This window comes from Neisseria mucosa (genome assembly GCA_003028315.1).
GTDB classification, from domain to species: Bacteria; Pseudomonadota; Gammaproteobacteria; order Burkholderiales; family Neisseriaceae; genus Neisseria; species Neisseria mucosa.
Window position 1 is genome coordinate 2484233 of record CP028150.1, and the last position, 15989, is coordinate 2500221.

The following is a 15989-nucleotide window of genomic DNA, read 5'->3' on the forward strand; positions in this document are numbered from 1 at the left end:
ACCTTATTCGCCGTAATAGGCTTTGGTCAGGATTTCTTCCATGTCGGCGACCAATGCCAGACGCGGGTTGGCGGGGGTGCATTGGTCTTCGAAGGACAGCAGTGCCAGTTCTTTGCGGCCGTCGATGAAGGTTTTTTCGTCGAGACCTTGTTCTTTGAATGACATTTTAATGCCGACGTTGACCGCCAGTTCATGACAGGCGCGGGCGAAGGATTCTACGCCTTCGGCCGGGGTGGCGCACGGCAGGCCTAAGATACGGGCGATTTCCTGATATTTCAGGTCGGCTTTGTAGTAGTTGTACTTCGGCCAGGTGGCGGTTTTCTGCGGGCGCGTGCCGTTGTAGCGGATGACGTGCGGCAGCAGGATGGCGTTGGCGCGGCCGTGCGGAACGTGGTATTTGCCGCCGATTTTGTGCGCCATCGAGTGGTTGATGCCGAGGAATGCGTTGGAGAACGCCATGCCTGCGATGGTGGAGGCGTTGTGCATGTGTTCGCGCGCTTCGGGGTCGGACGCGCCGTGTTTGTAGGAGCGTTCGAGGTATTGGAACACGAGCTTGATGGCTTGCAGGGCGAGGCCGTCGGTAAAGTCGTTGGCGAGCACGGAAACGTACGCTTCTACGGCGTGGGTCAGTACGTCCAGACCGGTGTCGGCGGTTACGCCGGCGGGAACGGTCATGGTAAATGCGGGATCGACGATGGCGATGGTCGGGGTCAGCGAGTAGTCGGCGATGGGGTATTTTTTGTCGCCGTCGCTGATGACGGTAAACGGCGTGACTTCGGAGCCGGTGCCCGATGTGGTTGGGATGCCGATGAATTTGGCTTTGCGACCCAATTCGGGGAAGCGGAAGGCGCGTTTGCGGATGTCCATGAATTTTTGGACGAGGTCTTCAAAATCGACTTGGGGCTGTTCGTAGAAGAGCCACATGGCTTTTGCCGCGTCCATCGGCGAGCCGCCGCCCAGTGCGATGATGGTGTCGGGCTGGAAGCTGCGCATCAAATCGGTGCCTTTATAGACGGTTTGGACGCTCGGATCGGCCTCGACATCGGTGAAAAGCTGGATGGTTACTTTGTTTTTGCGTTGGTGGAGCTGGTGGGTTACTTTATCGACGAAGCCCAAATCGACCATCGAACGGTCGGTCACAATCATGACTTTTTCACAGTCTTTCATGTCTTGCAGGTATTGGATGGAATCGCGCTCGAAATAGATTTTGGCGGGTACTTTGAACCATTGCATGTTGTTTCTCCGACGGCCTACTTTTTTGATGTTTAACAGGTTGACTGCGCTGACGTTGCCGCCGACGGAGTTTTTGCCGTAAGAGCCGCAGCCCAAGGTCAGGGACGGCAGGAAGGCGTTGTAAACGTCGCCGATGCCGCCAAAGGTGGAGGGCGAGTTCCAAATCACGCGCAGGGCTTTGACGCGGGTGCCGAAGGTTTTTGCCAATTCATGGTCGGCGGTATGGATGGCGGCGGAGTGTCCCAAGCCGTCGAAGGCGACCATTTGTTCGGCGAACTGCAAGCCTTGTTCGGTGGAATCTGCTTTGAGCATTGCCAGTACGGGCGAGAGTTTTTCGCGGGTCAGCGGTTCGTTGGGGCCGACTTCGCGGCATTCGGCGATGATGATGTTGGTTTTTTCAGGCACTTTAAACCCAGCCTGTTCGGCAATCCACGCCGCCGGTTTGCCCACAACGGCGGAATTGAGTTTCGCGCCGCCGCAGTTCGCGCAGTTTGCCGTAACGCCGAAGATGAAGTCTTCGAGCATGGCTTTTTCTTTTTTGTTGGCGAAATACACGCCGTAGGATTTGAACTCTTCGACCAGCTCTTTATAAATCTCTTTGTCGGCAATGACGGCTTGTTCGCTGGCGCAAATCATGCCGTTGTCGAACGCTTTGGACATCACGATGTCGTGTGCCGCCTGTTGGATGTTTGCCGTTTTTTCGACATAGGCAGGCACGTTGCCCGCCCCGACGCCGAGCGCGGGTTTGCCACAGGAATAAGCGGCTTCCACCATCGCATTGCCGCCGGTCGCCAAAATCGTCGCCACGCCCGGATGTTTCATCAGCGCGGAAGTGCCTTCCATAGACGGTTTTTCAATCCACTGGATGCAGTTTTCCGGCGCGCCGGCGGCAATCGCGGCATCGCGCACGATTTGGGCGGCGTGGGCGGAACACTGCTGGGCGGAAGGGTGGAACGAGAAAATAATCGGATTGCGGGTTTTCAGCGCAATCAGGGATTTGAAAATGGTGGTGGAAGTCGGATTGGTGGTCGGCACGATACCGCAGACGACCCCGACCGGATCGGCGATTTCGGTAATGCCGGTTACATCGTCTTCACTGATGACGCCCACGGTTTTCAAATCGCGCAGGCGGCGCACGACGTTTTCGCAGGCAAACAGGTTTTTGGTCGCCTTATCTTCAAATACACCGCGTCCCGTTTCTTCGACCGCGTGCATGGCGAGTACACCATGTTTGTCCAGCGCGGCAATGGAGGCTTTGGCAACGATATAATCAATCTGCTCCTGATTCAGCTTGCGAAACTCGTCCAACGAGCGCAAACCCTTTTCAACCAAACTGTTGACCTCGGCTACGGCGGGGCTGACGACATTGTCGGCTGATGCGTTCATGGTGTATCTCCTTGATATAAGGTGGCAATAAAGTCGATAAATTTTCACTACGATTACTATAAGTAATTTTGTTACATTTCTCTTTGACTTACATCACAAACCATGCATGCTGTTTTCAGACGACCTCTTTCAGGATTTTTCTGTTTTTAATACATTGAAATAAAATCATTTTAACGAGTTTGACAAAAGAGGCCGCCGAGTTTCCCCCTTTGCCATATCGCTATTGTTTTACCTGCTGCAATTCATATGGAAACGAAATTCGTCGGATTTTGTATCAAAATTACAAATGAATCAGACAAAGCTAAATAAAGAAAAAAGGAAAAAGGTCGTCTGAAACCTTGAAGTCAAAGTTTCAGACGACCTTTTGATGATTGGAAGAAAAATCCGTCTAGTCAATCGAATAGCCGCGAAGGTATTGCGTGCGTTCGCGCGTCATGCGGGTGTCGCATTGGAGCTTGAGGTATTCGGCATGAGCAGGGCTGTCAGCCTGGGCGGCAGCCTGTTGACAGTTTTGGATCTTGTTCTGAATCCAGGCACGCTGTTCGGTGAGCAGTTCCTTTTGAACAGTATGTTCCATTCCGTCCCATATTCTTTGAATTTCGGAATCTGCATTGCGGTTTTGGCTGCGTGCATTGTCCAGATCGCTTTGCGAGAACGACGGCTCTTCGCGTTTCGCTTCTGTATCAGGATGCAGGATTTCGGTTTCCAATCCTGCTGCCTGCGGCACGCCCGATGCTTGGCTGGCAGCATTGTTTTCCAGAATATCTTCCGGAGAAACGACAGGCGGCTCATCGTGTTTGCCTTTTAACAACTTCATAGCATCTTCTTTGCTGACTGCCTTGCCGTCAATCATCACAATACTTTTGACACCGTAGGGCAGCAGCAGCGAGGACAGCGTGCGCGCCGTCATGGAGACAGTGTTGTCTTCCAAAACAGCGTTGCCGTCTTTATCAGGCGTATAACGTACGGAAGTTGAAAGTGTATTGTCGGCAAACTTCAAATTACTGCCTGTCAGCTTTTGTTCCAGTATTTCGGCTAAAGTCGTTTCGCTGTAAATCAAAGGACTATTGGTTTCCGCTGCATTCAGGACATCGGCAGGAACTCGGATGCTTAAATCCGCACCGCACATGGTTTTGTTGTCTTCATCAATTTGTTGGGCATTGTTTAAGCCGATTTCCAGTTCGGAACCGGCAGCAATGACTTTGTCCGCATCGACGAATTGGCGGCTGTCGTTGCGGGCGAATGCGCGCGCTTCTTGGCGGATAATGTTTTGGATTTGTGTTTTGATGCTTTGGATGGCGGCGGGATGATTGCATTCCAAAGCCTGCTTGGGCTCATCCTTGCCGCACGCGGCCAATATCAGGACGAGCGGCAAAGCCAGCAGTTTTTTGTTCATAAATATCTCCTTGATGCGGTTGCAGACCAGACCGGACTGCTTTTCAGACGACCATCATAACAAAAGCACTTGCAGCAAGTAAATGTTGCAAGTGCTTTTTCAACGAAACGTTATAAATGCTTACTTATTTGGTAATGACATTTACAAAACCGGAAAGGATTGCTGCGTTAATCAAGTCCACGAAGAACGCGCCGACCATAGGCACAATCAAGAAGGCTTTGTGCGAAGGACCGAAGGTCTGAGTGATGGACTGCATATTGGCAACGGCGGTCGGCGTTGCGCCCAAGCCGAAGCCGCAGTGTCCTGCCGCCAAAACCGCCGCATCGTAGTCGCGTCCCATAAAAACGTAGGTGGCGAATGTCGCGTACAGAATCATCACGACGGTTTGTACGGCGAGAATGATGGTTACAGGACCCGCCAGACCGGTCAGTTCCCACAATTTCAGGTTCAAAAGCGCCATTGCAAGGAAAAGCGACAGGGAGGCATTGCCGAATACATCGATGGCGCGGTCGAACATATTGACTTTAAACGCAGAAGTCAGAATGTTGCGGATGACGACACCGGCAAACAGACACCATACGAATTTCGGCAAGTCATACAGATATTCTTTGTCGAAGCCGTCCACAATTTCGGCAAATGCCAAACACGCTGCAAACATGGCAAGCGTTTCGACGGCGGATTCGGCGGTAATCAGGCGGGTGCGCTTCGCTTGTTCGAACACGTCGTCGGCATGTTCGTCTGAATTTGCCTTTTGTTTGCTTTGATCGATGGGTTTGCGCCCCATTTTGTTGATCAGACGGCGCGCAACCGGGCCGCCAATCAGGCCGCCGAATACCAAACCGAACGTGGCGGAAGCCATACCTAATCCGGTAGCACCGACCAAGCCGAATTTGTTTTCAAAGTCAGGACCCCATGCACCTGCCGTACCGTGTCCGCCGGTCAGGGTAATCGAGCCGGTAATCAGACCGATAAGCGGATCCAGTCCTAAAACCTTCGCCAAGCCGACGCCGACAAAGTTCTGCACGATGATAAATGCCCCTACGACGGCGGTGAAAATCACCAACGGCAGACCGCCCGCTTTCAGGCGGGAAAAGTCCGCGCTCAAACCGATAGAAGTGAAGAAAATCAGCATGAATGCATCTTGCAGCGGTTTTTCAAATTTGAAGCTCACGCCGTAGGCTTGATGCAGTGCAAACAGGACAATCGCAGCAATCAAGCCGCCTGCCACAGGCTCGGGAATGTTGAAATCGCGCAGGAATTTGACTTTGTTTACCAAAACCTTACCAATCAACAAAACCAATGTGGCGGCAATCAACGTGTAGTAACTGTTAAATTCCCATTCCATAATTGTTTTACCTCTCAAAATCTCAAAAATGTTTTTCTTAAATCCGCTTTGCGGAATCAAACTGTTGGATATTAGGGGATGGGTTAAAGATTGTCAAAGAATAGTTAGGATTTCAGACATTTTTATACGGAATACCAAGCAAATAAATGAAATATTTTTTTAATCATGGCATTACTTTTGACTACTTATTGATTGTTTGTGAATGGTTTATAGGTGTCAATTAAACATTGTTGACAATATATAAATCGGTTTCTAGAAAAACGTCGTTATCAAAAACAGTACTTTCTTAGTGTTCAGACGACCTTTGGCACACGTCTGTCCATCATTGCCAGGATGATACAGAAAAGTTAATATCCGTTAAATTATGGCAATCTCTGTCATACATAACAACCTACAAAGGAGCAAACTATGAACTTTCTGACTGCCGTCAGCCGGCAAATGACCCGATTCACCGCACTGATTATCGTCCTTGCCTCTATCGTCGCCTTTATCGAACCCGCTACCTTTTCATGGGTGAAAGGCGACACGCAAGTCGTCGTACTCGGCATCATTATGCTCGGCATGGGCATGACTCTAGGCAAAGAAGACTATCAAATTTTGGCTAAACGCCCGCTCGATATTTTCATCGGCGCAGTTGCCCAATACACCATTATGCCGCTGCTCGCCATCGGTATCGCCAAAGCCTTCAACCTTTCGCCCGGATTGACGCTGGGTCTGGTTTTGGTCGGTACTTGCCCGGGCGGGGTTTCGTCCAACATCATGAGTTTCCTTGCCAAAGGCGATGTTGCCTTCTCAGTCGGCATGACCACCGTCTCTACCGTCCTCGCCCCCGTTATGACGCCGCTGTGGATGACTTACCTCGTGGGACAAACCGTCGAAATGGACGGCTGGGGCATGTTCAAGTTTATGTTGCTCGTTACCCTGTTGCCTGTCGTTATCGGCTCTGCCGCCAATATGTTGCTGCACAAAAAACACTGGTTTGAAGATGTTCGCGCCATCATGCCCGCCGTTGCCGTTGCCGCCTTTGCCTGCATTGTCGGCGGTGTTGCCGCCGTCCACGGACACCGTTTTGCCGAATCTGCCTTAGTTATGGTGCTCGCCATTGCCGCACACAATATCGGCGGCTACATCCTCGGCTATTACAGTGGCGCGCTAACCGGTATGAACACCGCCAAAAAACGTACCATCGCTATCGAAGTCGGCGTACAAAACGCCGGTCTCGCCACGGGTCTGAGCGCCAAATTCTTCCCGGGTAACGCCGAATCCGCCGTCGCCACCGCCGTCGCCTGCGTCTGGCACTCCGTATCGGGAACCGTCTTGGGCAACTTATTCGCTTGGTGGGATAGGCGTAAACAATAAGCTGCGGTGGTCGATTCAGTTTTCAATAAATAATCAAAAGGTCGTCTGAAAAACAGAGTAGGGTTTCCAACTTTGCTTTTCAGACGACCTTTTGATTTTCATATTGCCGTGGATTCAGTCCTTTCAATCTCTATTGGTACAGCCCGATGGTTTGGACACCAGGTTCAAAATTTTCAGCTTAATTAGGGTATTTCCACTGAACCGGCAATTTTGCTTTTCAGACGACCTTTTTTACTCTTCTCTTTTTAAAAGTGCGAAGCCTTCCACTTTGTTTCTCGGGCGCGCACCCTGCCAGATTTTCGTCCAACCTTGAGGCGCGTCGGTATTTTTAGGCTGCTGCACCAGAAGGTAGCGGCAGGCAGCGTCGTCGATATGGAGTGTCAAGTCGCTGTATTGCGCCCAAGCGATGCGGGCGCGGTGGTCTTCGTTGGCGATGCTGATGCATTCGAGGTCGTCTGAAAGCCGTTTTTTCAGTTCGGGGGAGAGGGCGGCTTCCATTTGGAGGACGACGGGCGCGTGGCTTTTGGCGGCGTCGAGCCACGGCAGGAACAGGGTCATCAGCAATGCCCACGCCAGCGTAACGCCTGCCGCCCAGTTGGTCACTGCCTGTCTGCCGCGGATGTTTTTGCGGGTAATCGCCCACAGCCACAGCGGGGTAAACAGCAGGGCGACCGCCATCGGTATCGGGTCGATGTCAGGCGTGTAATACGGGCTGAAATAGGCGGCGCGTTCGGCGAGTTTGGCAGGCCAGCCGTAGTTCATGGCAAAGAAGCCCGTCCACAGGAAAACGGCGAAAAGTCCGAACGCCATAACGCCGAACCAGTTGATAAACGCCGCCGCGCCGCGCCGCAGTCCGTCCAGTTGCGCCGCACCGAGCAGGGCGAGCGGGGGCAGCAGCCAGACGAGGTTGTCTTGCAGGCGTTGCGGGCTGACGGCAAGAATGCTGAGGACGATGAGGAACCACGAAATGCACAATACGCTCCAGTTTTTTTCGCGGATGCGGGGGCGGCTTAACGTCCATGCGGCGAGCGGCCATGCGGGCAGGGTAAACCAGAGCAGGTTTTTCAGGTAATAGAACAGGCTGAAGGTCGTCTGAAAACCACCCAAGCCGCCGAATGCGCCGAGCGAGTGGTGTTGCAGCCAGATGGAAAACAGTTCGGGCTGGGTTCTGGAGAAAATGAGCGGATAAACCGTCAAGAGCGGCAGTCCGATGGCAAACGCGCCGACCAGCGTCAGGTAATAGCGTTTGACGCGCCATTTCGCATCGAGCAGCAGGGCGGGTGCTAAAAACATCAGCGCGGCGGTCATCAGATAGCCTGATGAAAGCGACAGCAACGCCCAGCCGCCGCCCAGCAGCAGGGAAGAGGTAATGACGCGGCGTTGCGCCAACGAAAAGCCGCACAATATCATGCCCGATGCGGCAAAGGCGACGGAAGCGGGGTTGAGGAAGTGCGCGACCGAGAGCAGCCCGATGCTGCCGATCAGGATGAGGACGACGCTGCGCCCGTGGTGCCTGCCCAAAAAGTTGAATCCGGCAAAACCGCAGGCGGTCAGCCCGATAATCGTGAAGAAAACGCCCGCAAAACGCGCGGCATCATAAGCGTCCGCCGCCCAAGGTGACAACAGGTGTTTGAACGCCGCCGCCACCCACAAATAGACGGGCGGAATTTGAAAATCCGGCTGCCCCAACACATGGGCAACCAACGGCGTCGCGCCTGCGTCTAAGGCTTCGACGGCGGTAAAGACGGTGGGTTCGGCGGGATTCCACAAGTCGTGCGAAAACACGCCCGGCCACAGCCAGGCAAATGCCATCAGCAGCAAGAGCCAGGGTTTTTCATGGGTTTTGGCAGGTTGTCGCGAATCGGGCGAGGTGTAAGTGAGCATAGCTTTGAGGGGGTTGAACGTATTTTCGTGTAGTTTAGCAAAGATTCGGCGGGAGGTCGTCTGAAAGGAGGGATTTGGTTTTTAATCTGGCGAAAATGCATTTTCAGACGACGTATAAAGCAAAAAAGACTGCATAAAATGCAGTCTTTTTATTTCAGTAGAGCGGCGATTAGCGTTTGAACAGGTTGCCGAATTTGTTGTTGAATTTGTCCACGCGACCGGTGGTGTCGACGATTTTTTGAGTGCCGGTGTAGAACGGGTGGCACAAAGAGCAAACCTCGATGTTGAAGTTGTCTTTTTCCAGCGCGGATTTGGTGACGAATTTGTTACCGCAAGAGCAGGTAACGTTGATTTCGTGGTAATTAGGGTGGATACCTTGTTTCATTTTGTTTCCTTTCGGTTAAGCGGGCATAGGGGATGTACCTATGCTTCAGACAAGAGTCGGATTCTCGCTGTTTTTTTCTGTTCCGTCAAGAGGATATTGCCCGAGAGAGGTTGGTCGGCGTTGCTTTTGTGTTCTTGAAATGATGATTGGGATAATAAGATGCTGAATTATTTATCATATTGTTTATTTTGGTAATTTTTTGAGAATTTTTGCTTTATTCTTGAACTTTATGCAAAATAGGGGTCTGATGACAATATATTTGAAATGAGGAACCGTATAGGGATGAAGGCAAGAGTAAATGGTTTGATTCTGCGAGTAATCGGCGGTTTACTGCCGCCGTCTTATTGCAGCGTTTTGGGTACGCCTGCTAAAAAAGTCCGTGGTTTTTTGGCAAAGAGAGTGTCGCCTCATATCGGTACAAACGTTAATATTGAAAAGGGTGCATATGTTATGCCAGATACCGTAATCGGCGACAACTCGGGGGTCGGCGTTAATTGCGAAATATGCTACGGCTTGACGATAGGCAATAATGTCATGATGGGGCCGGAGTGTTTGTTTTATTCCAATAATCACAAGTTTAATCGTGAAACTTTGAAATATGAGGGCTATACGGAAGTCAATCCGATTGTGATTGAGGATGATGTTTGGATCGGACGGCGCGCGATTATTATGGGCGGGGTCCGGGTAGGTAAAGGGGCAGTCATCGGCGCAGGGGCTGTGGTAACCAAAGATGTGCCACCGTATTGCGTCGCCGCTGGGAATCCTGCGGTCATCAAGAAGAACCTGTTAGAAGATTAAGTACACACATCACGGTTTCCAATCAAATATATAAAGGTCGTCTGAAAATGTTTTCAGACGACCTTTTTTCGTATCAAAGCAAATTAGCCGCGCCGCCAAGTCGTACCGCCGGCGTTGTCTTCCAGAATGATTTTGTGTTCGTTCAGAAGGTCGCGGATGCGGTCGGACTCCGCCCAGTTTTTATCTGCGCGCGCCTGTTTTCGCTGGACGATTAAGTCTTCGATTTCTTCGTTGGAGAGGCCGTCTGAAACCGCACCGCCTTGCAGGAACTCGGTCGGGTCGCGTTGCAGCAGGCCGATGATGCCGCCCAAGGCTTTCAGACAGCCGGCGAGGTGCGCATCATTGGTTTTGTTCACTTCGCCTGCCAGTTCGAACAGCACGGCAACGGCTTCAACCGTGCCGAAATCGTCGTTCATGGCGGCGTAGAAGCGGCGGGTGTAGTCGTTGGCGTTTTCGGACAATTCAAACTCAGCGGCAGGGGTGTTTTTCAACGTAGTGTACAGACGGGTCAGTGCACCTTTTGCGTCGTCCAAATGGGCGTCGGAATAGTTCAGCGGGCTGCGGTAGTGGGCGCGCAGGATGAAGAAACGCACGACTTCCGGGTCATATTGCTTCAACACTTCGCGGATGGTGAAGAAGTTGCCCAACGATTTGGACATTTTTTCGCCGTCCACACGGATAAAGCCGTTGTGCAGCCAGTATTTGACGTGGCTGGCGATACTTTGACCGTGGTGGGTTTGAGCGTGGTCATGGCCACAGGTATGGCCTGTCGCGCCGACACTTTGAGCAATTTCGTTTTCATGGTGCGGGAACTGCAAATCCGCACCGCCGCCGTGAATGTCGAAGGTATCGCCGAACAGGTTTTCACTCATGGCGGAGCATTCGATGTGCCAACCCGGACGGCCGTTTCCCCACGGGCTTTCCCATGCCGGCTCGCCTGCTTTCGCCGCTTTCCACAACACAAAATCAAGCGGATCGCGTTTGAAACCGTCCACTTCCACGCGCTCGCCTGCGCGCAGGTCGTCCAACGATTTGCCCGATAATTGGCCGTAAGCGGCAAACTCGCGCACGGCGTAGTAAACGTCGCCGTTTGCGGCGGGGTATGCCTTGCCGTTTTGAATCAGGGTCTCAATCATGGCAATCATTTGCGGAATGTTTTCCGTCGCCTTCGGCTCGATGTCGGGACGCAATACGCCCAAAGCATCGGCATCTTCGTGCATAGCCTGAATGAAGCGCGCGGTCAGTTCGCCGATGGTTTCGCCGTTTTCAGGCGCACGGGCAATGATTTTGTCGTCGATGTCGGTGATGTTGCGTACATAAGTGAGCGGATAACCGCACTCGCGCAGCCAGCGGGCAATCATGTCGAACACAACCATCACGCGGGCATGGCCTAAGTGGCAATAGTCGTAAACGGTCATGCCGCAAACGTACATACGCACGTTTTTAGGGTCGATGGGGGTGAAGGGTTCTTTCTTGCGGGTAAGGGTGTTGTAGATGGTGGTCATGGTGTTTTGCTTAAAGTTTATGAATCAATGATTTTCTGAATTTTAATAAGAAGTTTGAGATCTTCTATACGTTGTGGCCGATTGGTTTTATGTAACATAGCATGGCAATTTGGACATACAGGGCGTAAATCTTTTTCAGGGTTTGTGTAACGTTCACCATTATTGGAAACAGGTGTCAAATGATGTACATGAATGAAATTTTTCCCTATTTCTCCATAGAAATCTTCAAAATTAAAGTTACATACAGAGCAGTTATAACCATATTTTTTTAAGCATGCTTCCCTTGCTTTAGGATCTCTTTCATATCGATTAACCATTACTTGTTGTACGCTGCCTTCTTGGTATTCTGATTGATGATTTACTTCATCAGGGAACCCAGTATAAGAGGAATTGATGTTCTCCAAGAGATCTATTTCCCAGAATGTTCTCTCTTTATCGTTAGGAGCAATATTGAGTTCTCTGCAAAGTTTTTGGTATTCATTTTCCGCATTTTCATTTTTATCGTGTTGCTTTTTCAATAAACTATTAATTTTGGGTGTGGTTTTAGAACCGTTTTTATTGGTGGCTTTTTGGTGTTTTTGAATGGTACAGTTTTTATATCCAACAAATCTACTAGGACAGAAAATGTATCTGCCTCCATAATCAGCGAAGACAAAAATCTTCCCTCTCTTTAGAGTGTCTTTATAATAATTACGATGGGAGTTATTTTTGCTGAATTGATAATTTGAAAACCGGATTAAATTAGCGAGAATTTCTTCTTTAGAAGAAACTAGCTCAAGTTCCATAATAACGCTTCCTTTTGTTGAAATCTAATAGGTGAAATTTCGGACATTCTGATTAATGTCAAAGGTCCGTCTGAAACCATCCTTCTTACTCCGGCTTAAACACGCCAGTATCCGTTTTAGGCTGCTGCTCGGCAATCTCAACATTTGCCGCTGCCTGCTCCGCTTCGGCTTTCTCGGCTTCAATGCGTTTTTTCTCAGTCAGGTATTGGTTGATTTGGTGTACCAATTCCTGCGTGCCTTGGTGGGTCAGTGCGCTGATTTGGAAGAGGCGCGGGGTTTCCATGTCGAATTGGAAGCGGTCATCTGGTTTGGGGTAATCCCAGCCGATGGCTTCGAGGAAGGCGGCGGTGCGTGCTTGGGCTTCTTCTTCGTCGAGCATGTCGAGTTTGTTCAGCACCAGCCAGCGCGGTTTGCCGTAAAGTTCTTCATCGTATTTGCGCAATTCGTTGATGATGGCTAGGGCTTCTTCGGCGGGGTTGACGGTTTCGTCGAAGGGGGCCAAGTCGACGACGTGCAGCAGTAAGCCGGTGCGCGATAAGTGTTTGAGGAAACGATGGCCGAGGCCTGCGCCTTCTGCCGCGCCTTCAATCAGGCCGGGGATGTCTGCCATGACGAAGCTGTGGTTTTCGTCGATGCGCACGACGCCTAAGTTCGGATGCAGGGTGGTGAAGGGGTAGTTGGCGATTTTGGGGCGCGCGGCGGATACGGCGGTAATCAGGGTGGATTTACCGGCGTTGGGCATGCCTAATAAGCCGACATCGGCGAGGACTTTGAGCTCGAGTTGCAGGGAACGGGTTTCGCCTTCTTCGCCGGGCGTGGATTGTTTCGGGGCGCGGTTGACGGAAGATTTGAAGTGGATGTTGCCCAAGCCGCCTTTACCGCCTTTGGCGAGGCAGACGCGCTGGCCGTGGTGGGTGAGGTCGGCGACGATTTCGTCGGTGTCGAGGTCGCGGATGAGGGTGCCGACGGGCATTTTGAGGACGATGTCGTCCGCCCCTGCGCCGTAGCGGTCGGAGCCGTGACCTTTTTCGCCGTTTTTAGCTTGGTAGCGTTTGACGAAGCGGTATTCGACGAGGGTGTTGGTGTTTTCGTCGGCTTCTGCCCAGACGCTGCCGCCTTTGCCGCCGTCGCCGCCGTCAGGACCGCCGCGCGGTACGAATTTTTCGCGGCGGAAACTGGTTGCGCCATTACCGCCTTTGCCTGCGGCGACTTCGATTTTTGCTTCGTCGATGAATTTCATGGTGTTCTCTTGTATTTTGGGTTTCAGACGACCTTTTGTGTCGGAGGTCGTCTGAAAAAATGGGAATGGGGGATATTATAAGGGATATGGGGGATGTGCGCCCGTTTCTCTGTCCCGCTTGGTTTTTTGCCGGATTTTTTGTGAAAACAGCCGTCCTGAAATCGCGGTTTCGGACGGCTGTTTGCTTTTTTGGGATTACTTGGCAGTTTTTTGTTCTTCGCGTACTCTGTCTGCAAGCAGGTCTATGGTTTTCATACCTGATTCCCAGTCGGCAAATTCGACTTTGTATTTGCCGCCGACAATGACGGTGGGCGTGCCGTCGATTTTGTAGGTATTGGTCAGCTCTGCCATTTTGTCTGCGCGGGTTTGGCTTTCAGGGGATTCGTAGGCGGCGAGGACTTTTTTGCCGTCAAAAGCGGTTTGCTCGGCCAACCATTTTTTGAGGGTTTCAGGGTCTTGCAGCTTGATTTTTTGGTTGACCATGGCATCAAAGATATGGCTGTTTGCAATGTCTTTGGTGTCTGCGACCGCCATATCGACGGCGGCAGCAAGGCGCGCTAACGGCTTCATCTCATCGCCCCAAACAACGTGTTCAGTACGAAGGTAGGTGTCGTCTTTGAAGGTTTTGACGTGTTTGCTCAAAACGGGCTCGAGGTGTGCGCAGTGCGGACAGAAGTAGCCGAAAAATTCGAGGACTTCGACTTTGCCTGCTTGTTGCTGAGGAATGGGGGTGCTGAGTGTGGTGTAGTTAAGCCCCTCAACTAATGCGACAGGTGCAGCGGAAGCTGCTGAGGCTGCGGGCGCGCTGTCGGCAGGGACGCTGGTTTGGGCTTTGTTGTCGCAGGCGGCCAGGGCAAGCAGGGCGGCGGTAAGCGCCAAGGCTTTCAGTTTCATGTTTACTCCGTGATAGTTTGGTTAAATGGGAGATTTTATTGCATTTTGGCGGTTTGATATATGGTTTGATGCGAAAAAGACGGTTTCATGTAGGGAAATGATGGTTTCAGACGATGTTGAAAGAGGTCGTCTGAAAAAAGTGTTCTGTTCAATTCTGTCGTACAATACGCGCTTTCAGACGACGTCTGGACTTTTGAAGGAATAAAACGGATGAATTTGTTAGGGGCTTTGGCCAAGGTCGGTAGCTTGACGATGGTGTCGCGCATACTTGGATTTGTGCGCGATACGGTAATTGCCCGAGCGTTTGGTGCAGGTATGGCGACCGACGCCTTTTTTGTGGCGTTCAAACTGCCGAACCTGCTGCGCCGCGTATTTGCGGAAGGGGCGTTTGCCCAGGCTTTTGTGCCGATTTTGGCGGAATATAAGGAAACGCGTTCAAAAGAAGCGACGGAGGCGTTTATCCGCCATGTGGCGGGGATGCTGTCGTTTGTCCTGGTTATCGTTACCGCGCTGGGTATTCTTACCGCGCCTTGGGTGATTTGGGCTTCCGCGCCCGGCTTTGCCAAGGATGCGGACAAATTCCAGCTTTCTATCGATTTGCTACGGATTACGTTTCCTTATATCTTATTGATTTCGTTGTCTTCTTTTGTTGGTTCGATACTGAATTCTTATCATAAGTTCAGCATTCCCGCGTTTACGCCGACGTTTTTGAATATTTCTTTTATCGTCTTTTCGCTGTATTTCATACCGTATTTTGATCCGCCCGTTACCGCGCTGGCTTGGGCAGTTTTTGTCGGCGGGATTTTGCAGCTCGGTTTCCAACTGCCTTGGCTGGCGAAACTGGGTTTTTTGAAACTGCCTAAGCTGAATTTTCAAGATAGGGCGGTCAACCGCGTGATGAAACAGATGGCGCCTGCGATTTTGGGCGTGAGCGTGGCGCAGATTTCTTTGGTGATCAACACGATTTTCGCTTCTTATCTGCAATCGGGCAGCGTTTCGTGGATGTATTACGCCGACCGCCTGATGGAATTGCCCAGCGGTGTTTTGGGTGCGGCGCTCGGTACGATTTTGCTGCCGACTTTGTCCAAGCATGCAGCCAATCAGAATACAGAGCAGTTTTCCGGACTGCTCGACTGGGGTTTGCGTCTGTGTATGCTGCTGACCCTGCCGGCGGCGGTCGGGTTGGCAGTATTGTCGTTCCCGTTGGTGGCGACGCTGTTTATGTACCGCGAATTTACGCTGTTTGACGCGCAGATGACGCAACATGCGCTGATTGCCTACTCTTTCGGTTTAATCGGCTTAATCATGATTAAAGTGTTGGCACCCGGTTTCTATGCGCGGCAAAACATTAAAACGCCCGTCAAAATCGCCATCTTTACACTCGTCTGCACACAGTTGATGAACCTCGCCTTTATCAGTTCTCTGAAACACGTCGGGCTTTCGCTTGCCATCGGCCTAGGCGCGTGTATCAATGCGGGATTGCTGTTTTATCTGTTACGCAAACACGGTATTTACCGACCGGGTAAAGGGTGGGGGAGTTTCCTGGGTAAAATGCTGCTGTCGCTTGTCGTGATGGGCAGCGGGCTGTGGGCGGCGCAGACTTACCTGCCGTTTGAGTGGGTGCATGTCGGCGGTTTGCGCAAAGCAGGGCAGTTGTGCATCCTGATTGCGATAGGCGGCGGTTTATATTTTGTTTCGCTGGCCGCGTTGGGTTTCAGACCGAGAGATTTCAAACGGGTGGAAACGCATTAAATCGGAAGTATGGGGAAGGTCGTCTGA

At 51.5% G+C, this 15989-nt stretch carries 13 protein-coding genes; 3 read left to right on the forward strand and 10 right to left on the reverse strand.

The window, feature by feature from the left end; genetic code table 11:
* Window positions 1–3 precede the first annotated feature (3 nt).
* The 3 genes from NM96_12620 to gltS form a co-directional block, all read right to left on the reverse strand.
* Window positions 4–2619 (reverse strand): bifunctional acetaldehyde-CoA/alcohol dehydrogenase, encoded by a 2616-nt coding sequence (locus tag NM96_12620; GenBank protein AVR80035.1) that lies wholly within the window; start codon window positions 2617–2619, stop codon window positions 4–6.
* Window positions 2620–3007: 388 nt separating this feature from the next.
* Window positions 3008–4015, reverse strand: a complete 1008-nt coding sequence (locus NM96_12625) for a hypothetical protein (GenBank protein AVR80036.1) — start codon at window positions 4013–4015, stop codon at window positions 3008–3010.
* A 124-nt stretch (window positions 4016–4139) separates the two neighbouring features.
* Window positions 4140–5360 carry a sodium/glutamate symporter gene (gene gltS / locus NM96_12630; protein ID AVR80037.1) on the reverse strand — a complete coding sequence of 407 codons (1221 nt, stop codon included), beginning with the start codon at window positions 5358–5360 and terminating at the stop codon, window positions 4140–4142.
* A 408-nt stretch (window positions 5361–5768) separates the two neighbouring features.
* Here gltS and NM96_12635 point away from each other — a divergent pair, with 408 nt between their 5' ends.
* Complete coding sequence (locus NM96_12635; protein AVR80038.1) at window positions 5769–6719, forward strand: bile acid:sodium symporter family protein; 951 nt, start codon at window positions 5769–5771, stop codon at window positions 6717–6719.
* A 231-nt stretch (window positions 6720–6950) separates the two neighbouring features.
* Here the strand turns inward: NM96_12635 and NM96_12640 are convergent, their stop codons facing one another.
* Window positions 6951–8603: a hypothetical protein gene (locus NM96_12640; GenBank protein ID AVR80039.1), complete on the reverse strand. Its 1653-nt coding sequence runs from the start codon at window positions 8601–8603 to the stop codon at window positions 6951–6953.
* A gap of 169 nt (window positions 8604–8772) precedes the next feature.
* Window positions 8773–8988: a 50S ribosomal protein L31 gene (rpmE, locus tag NM96_12645; GenBank protein ID AVR80040.1), complete on the reverse strand. Its 216-nt coding sequence runs from the start codon at window positions 8986–8988 to the stop codon at window positions 8773–8775.
* Between the two features lie 264 nt (window positions 8989–9252).
* On the opposite strand from rpmE, the gene NM96_12650 reads away from it, so the two are divergent.
* Window positions 9253–9786 (forward strand): acyltransferase, encoded by a 534-nt coding sequence (locus NM96_12650; GenBank protein ID AVR80041.1) that lies wholly within the window; start codon window positions 9253–9255, stop codon window positions 9784–9786.
* A gap of 83 nt (window positions 9787–9869) precedes the next feature.
* Here NM96_12650 and NM96_12655 read toward each other — a convergent pair whose 3' ends face one another.
* From NM96_12655 to NM96_12675, 5 genes are all read right to left on the reverse strand, one after another.
* Window positions 9870–11291 (reverse strand): cysteine--tRNA ligase, encoded by a 1422-nt coding sequence (locus NM96_12655; GenBank protein ID AVR80042.1) that lies wholly within the window; start codon window positions 11289–11291, stop codon window positions 9870–9872.
* Between the two features lie 17 nt (window positions 11292–11308).
* Entirely contained in the window at window positions 11309–12076 is a 768-nt protein-coding gene (locus NM96_12660; GenBank protein ID AVR80043.1) for an HNH endonuclease, read from the reverse strand.
* 85 nt (window positions 12077–12161) lie between these two features.
* A complete protein-coding gene (locus NM96_12665; protein AVR80044.1) occupies window positions 12162–13316 on the reverse strand; it encodes a GTPase ObgE in 1155 nt (384 codons plus the stop codon).
* A gap of 195 nt (window positions 13317–13511) precedes the next feature.
* Window positions 13512–14210, reverse strand: a complete 699-nt coding sequence (locus NM96_12670; protein ID AVR80045.1) for a disulfide bond formation protein DsbA — start codon at window positions 14208–14210, stop codon at window positions 13512–13514.
* A 35-nt stretch (window positions 14211–14245) separates the two neighbouring features.
* Window positions 14246–14476, reverse strand: coding sequence for a magnesium transporter CorA (locus NM96_12675; GenBank protein ID AVR80046.1), 231 nt, complete (start codon window positions 14474–14476; stop codon window positions 14246–14248).
* Here NM96_12675 and mviN point away from each other — a divergent pair.
* Window positions 14421–15962, forward strand: coding sequence for a murein biosynthesis integral membrane protein MurJ (gene mviN / locus NM96_12680; protein ID AVR80047.1), 1542 nt, complete (start codon window positions 14421–14423; stop codon window positions 15960–15962). The genes NM96_12675 and mviN overlap by 56 nt on opposite strands.
* The last annotated feature ends 27 nt before the right edge of the window (window positions 15963–15989 follow it).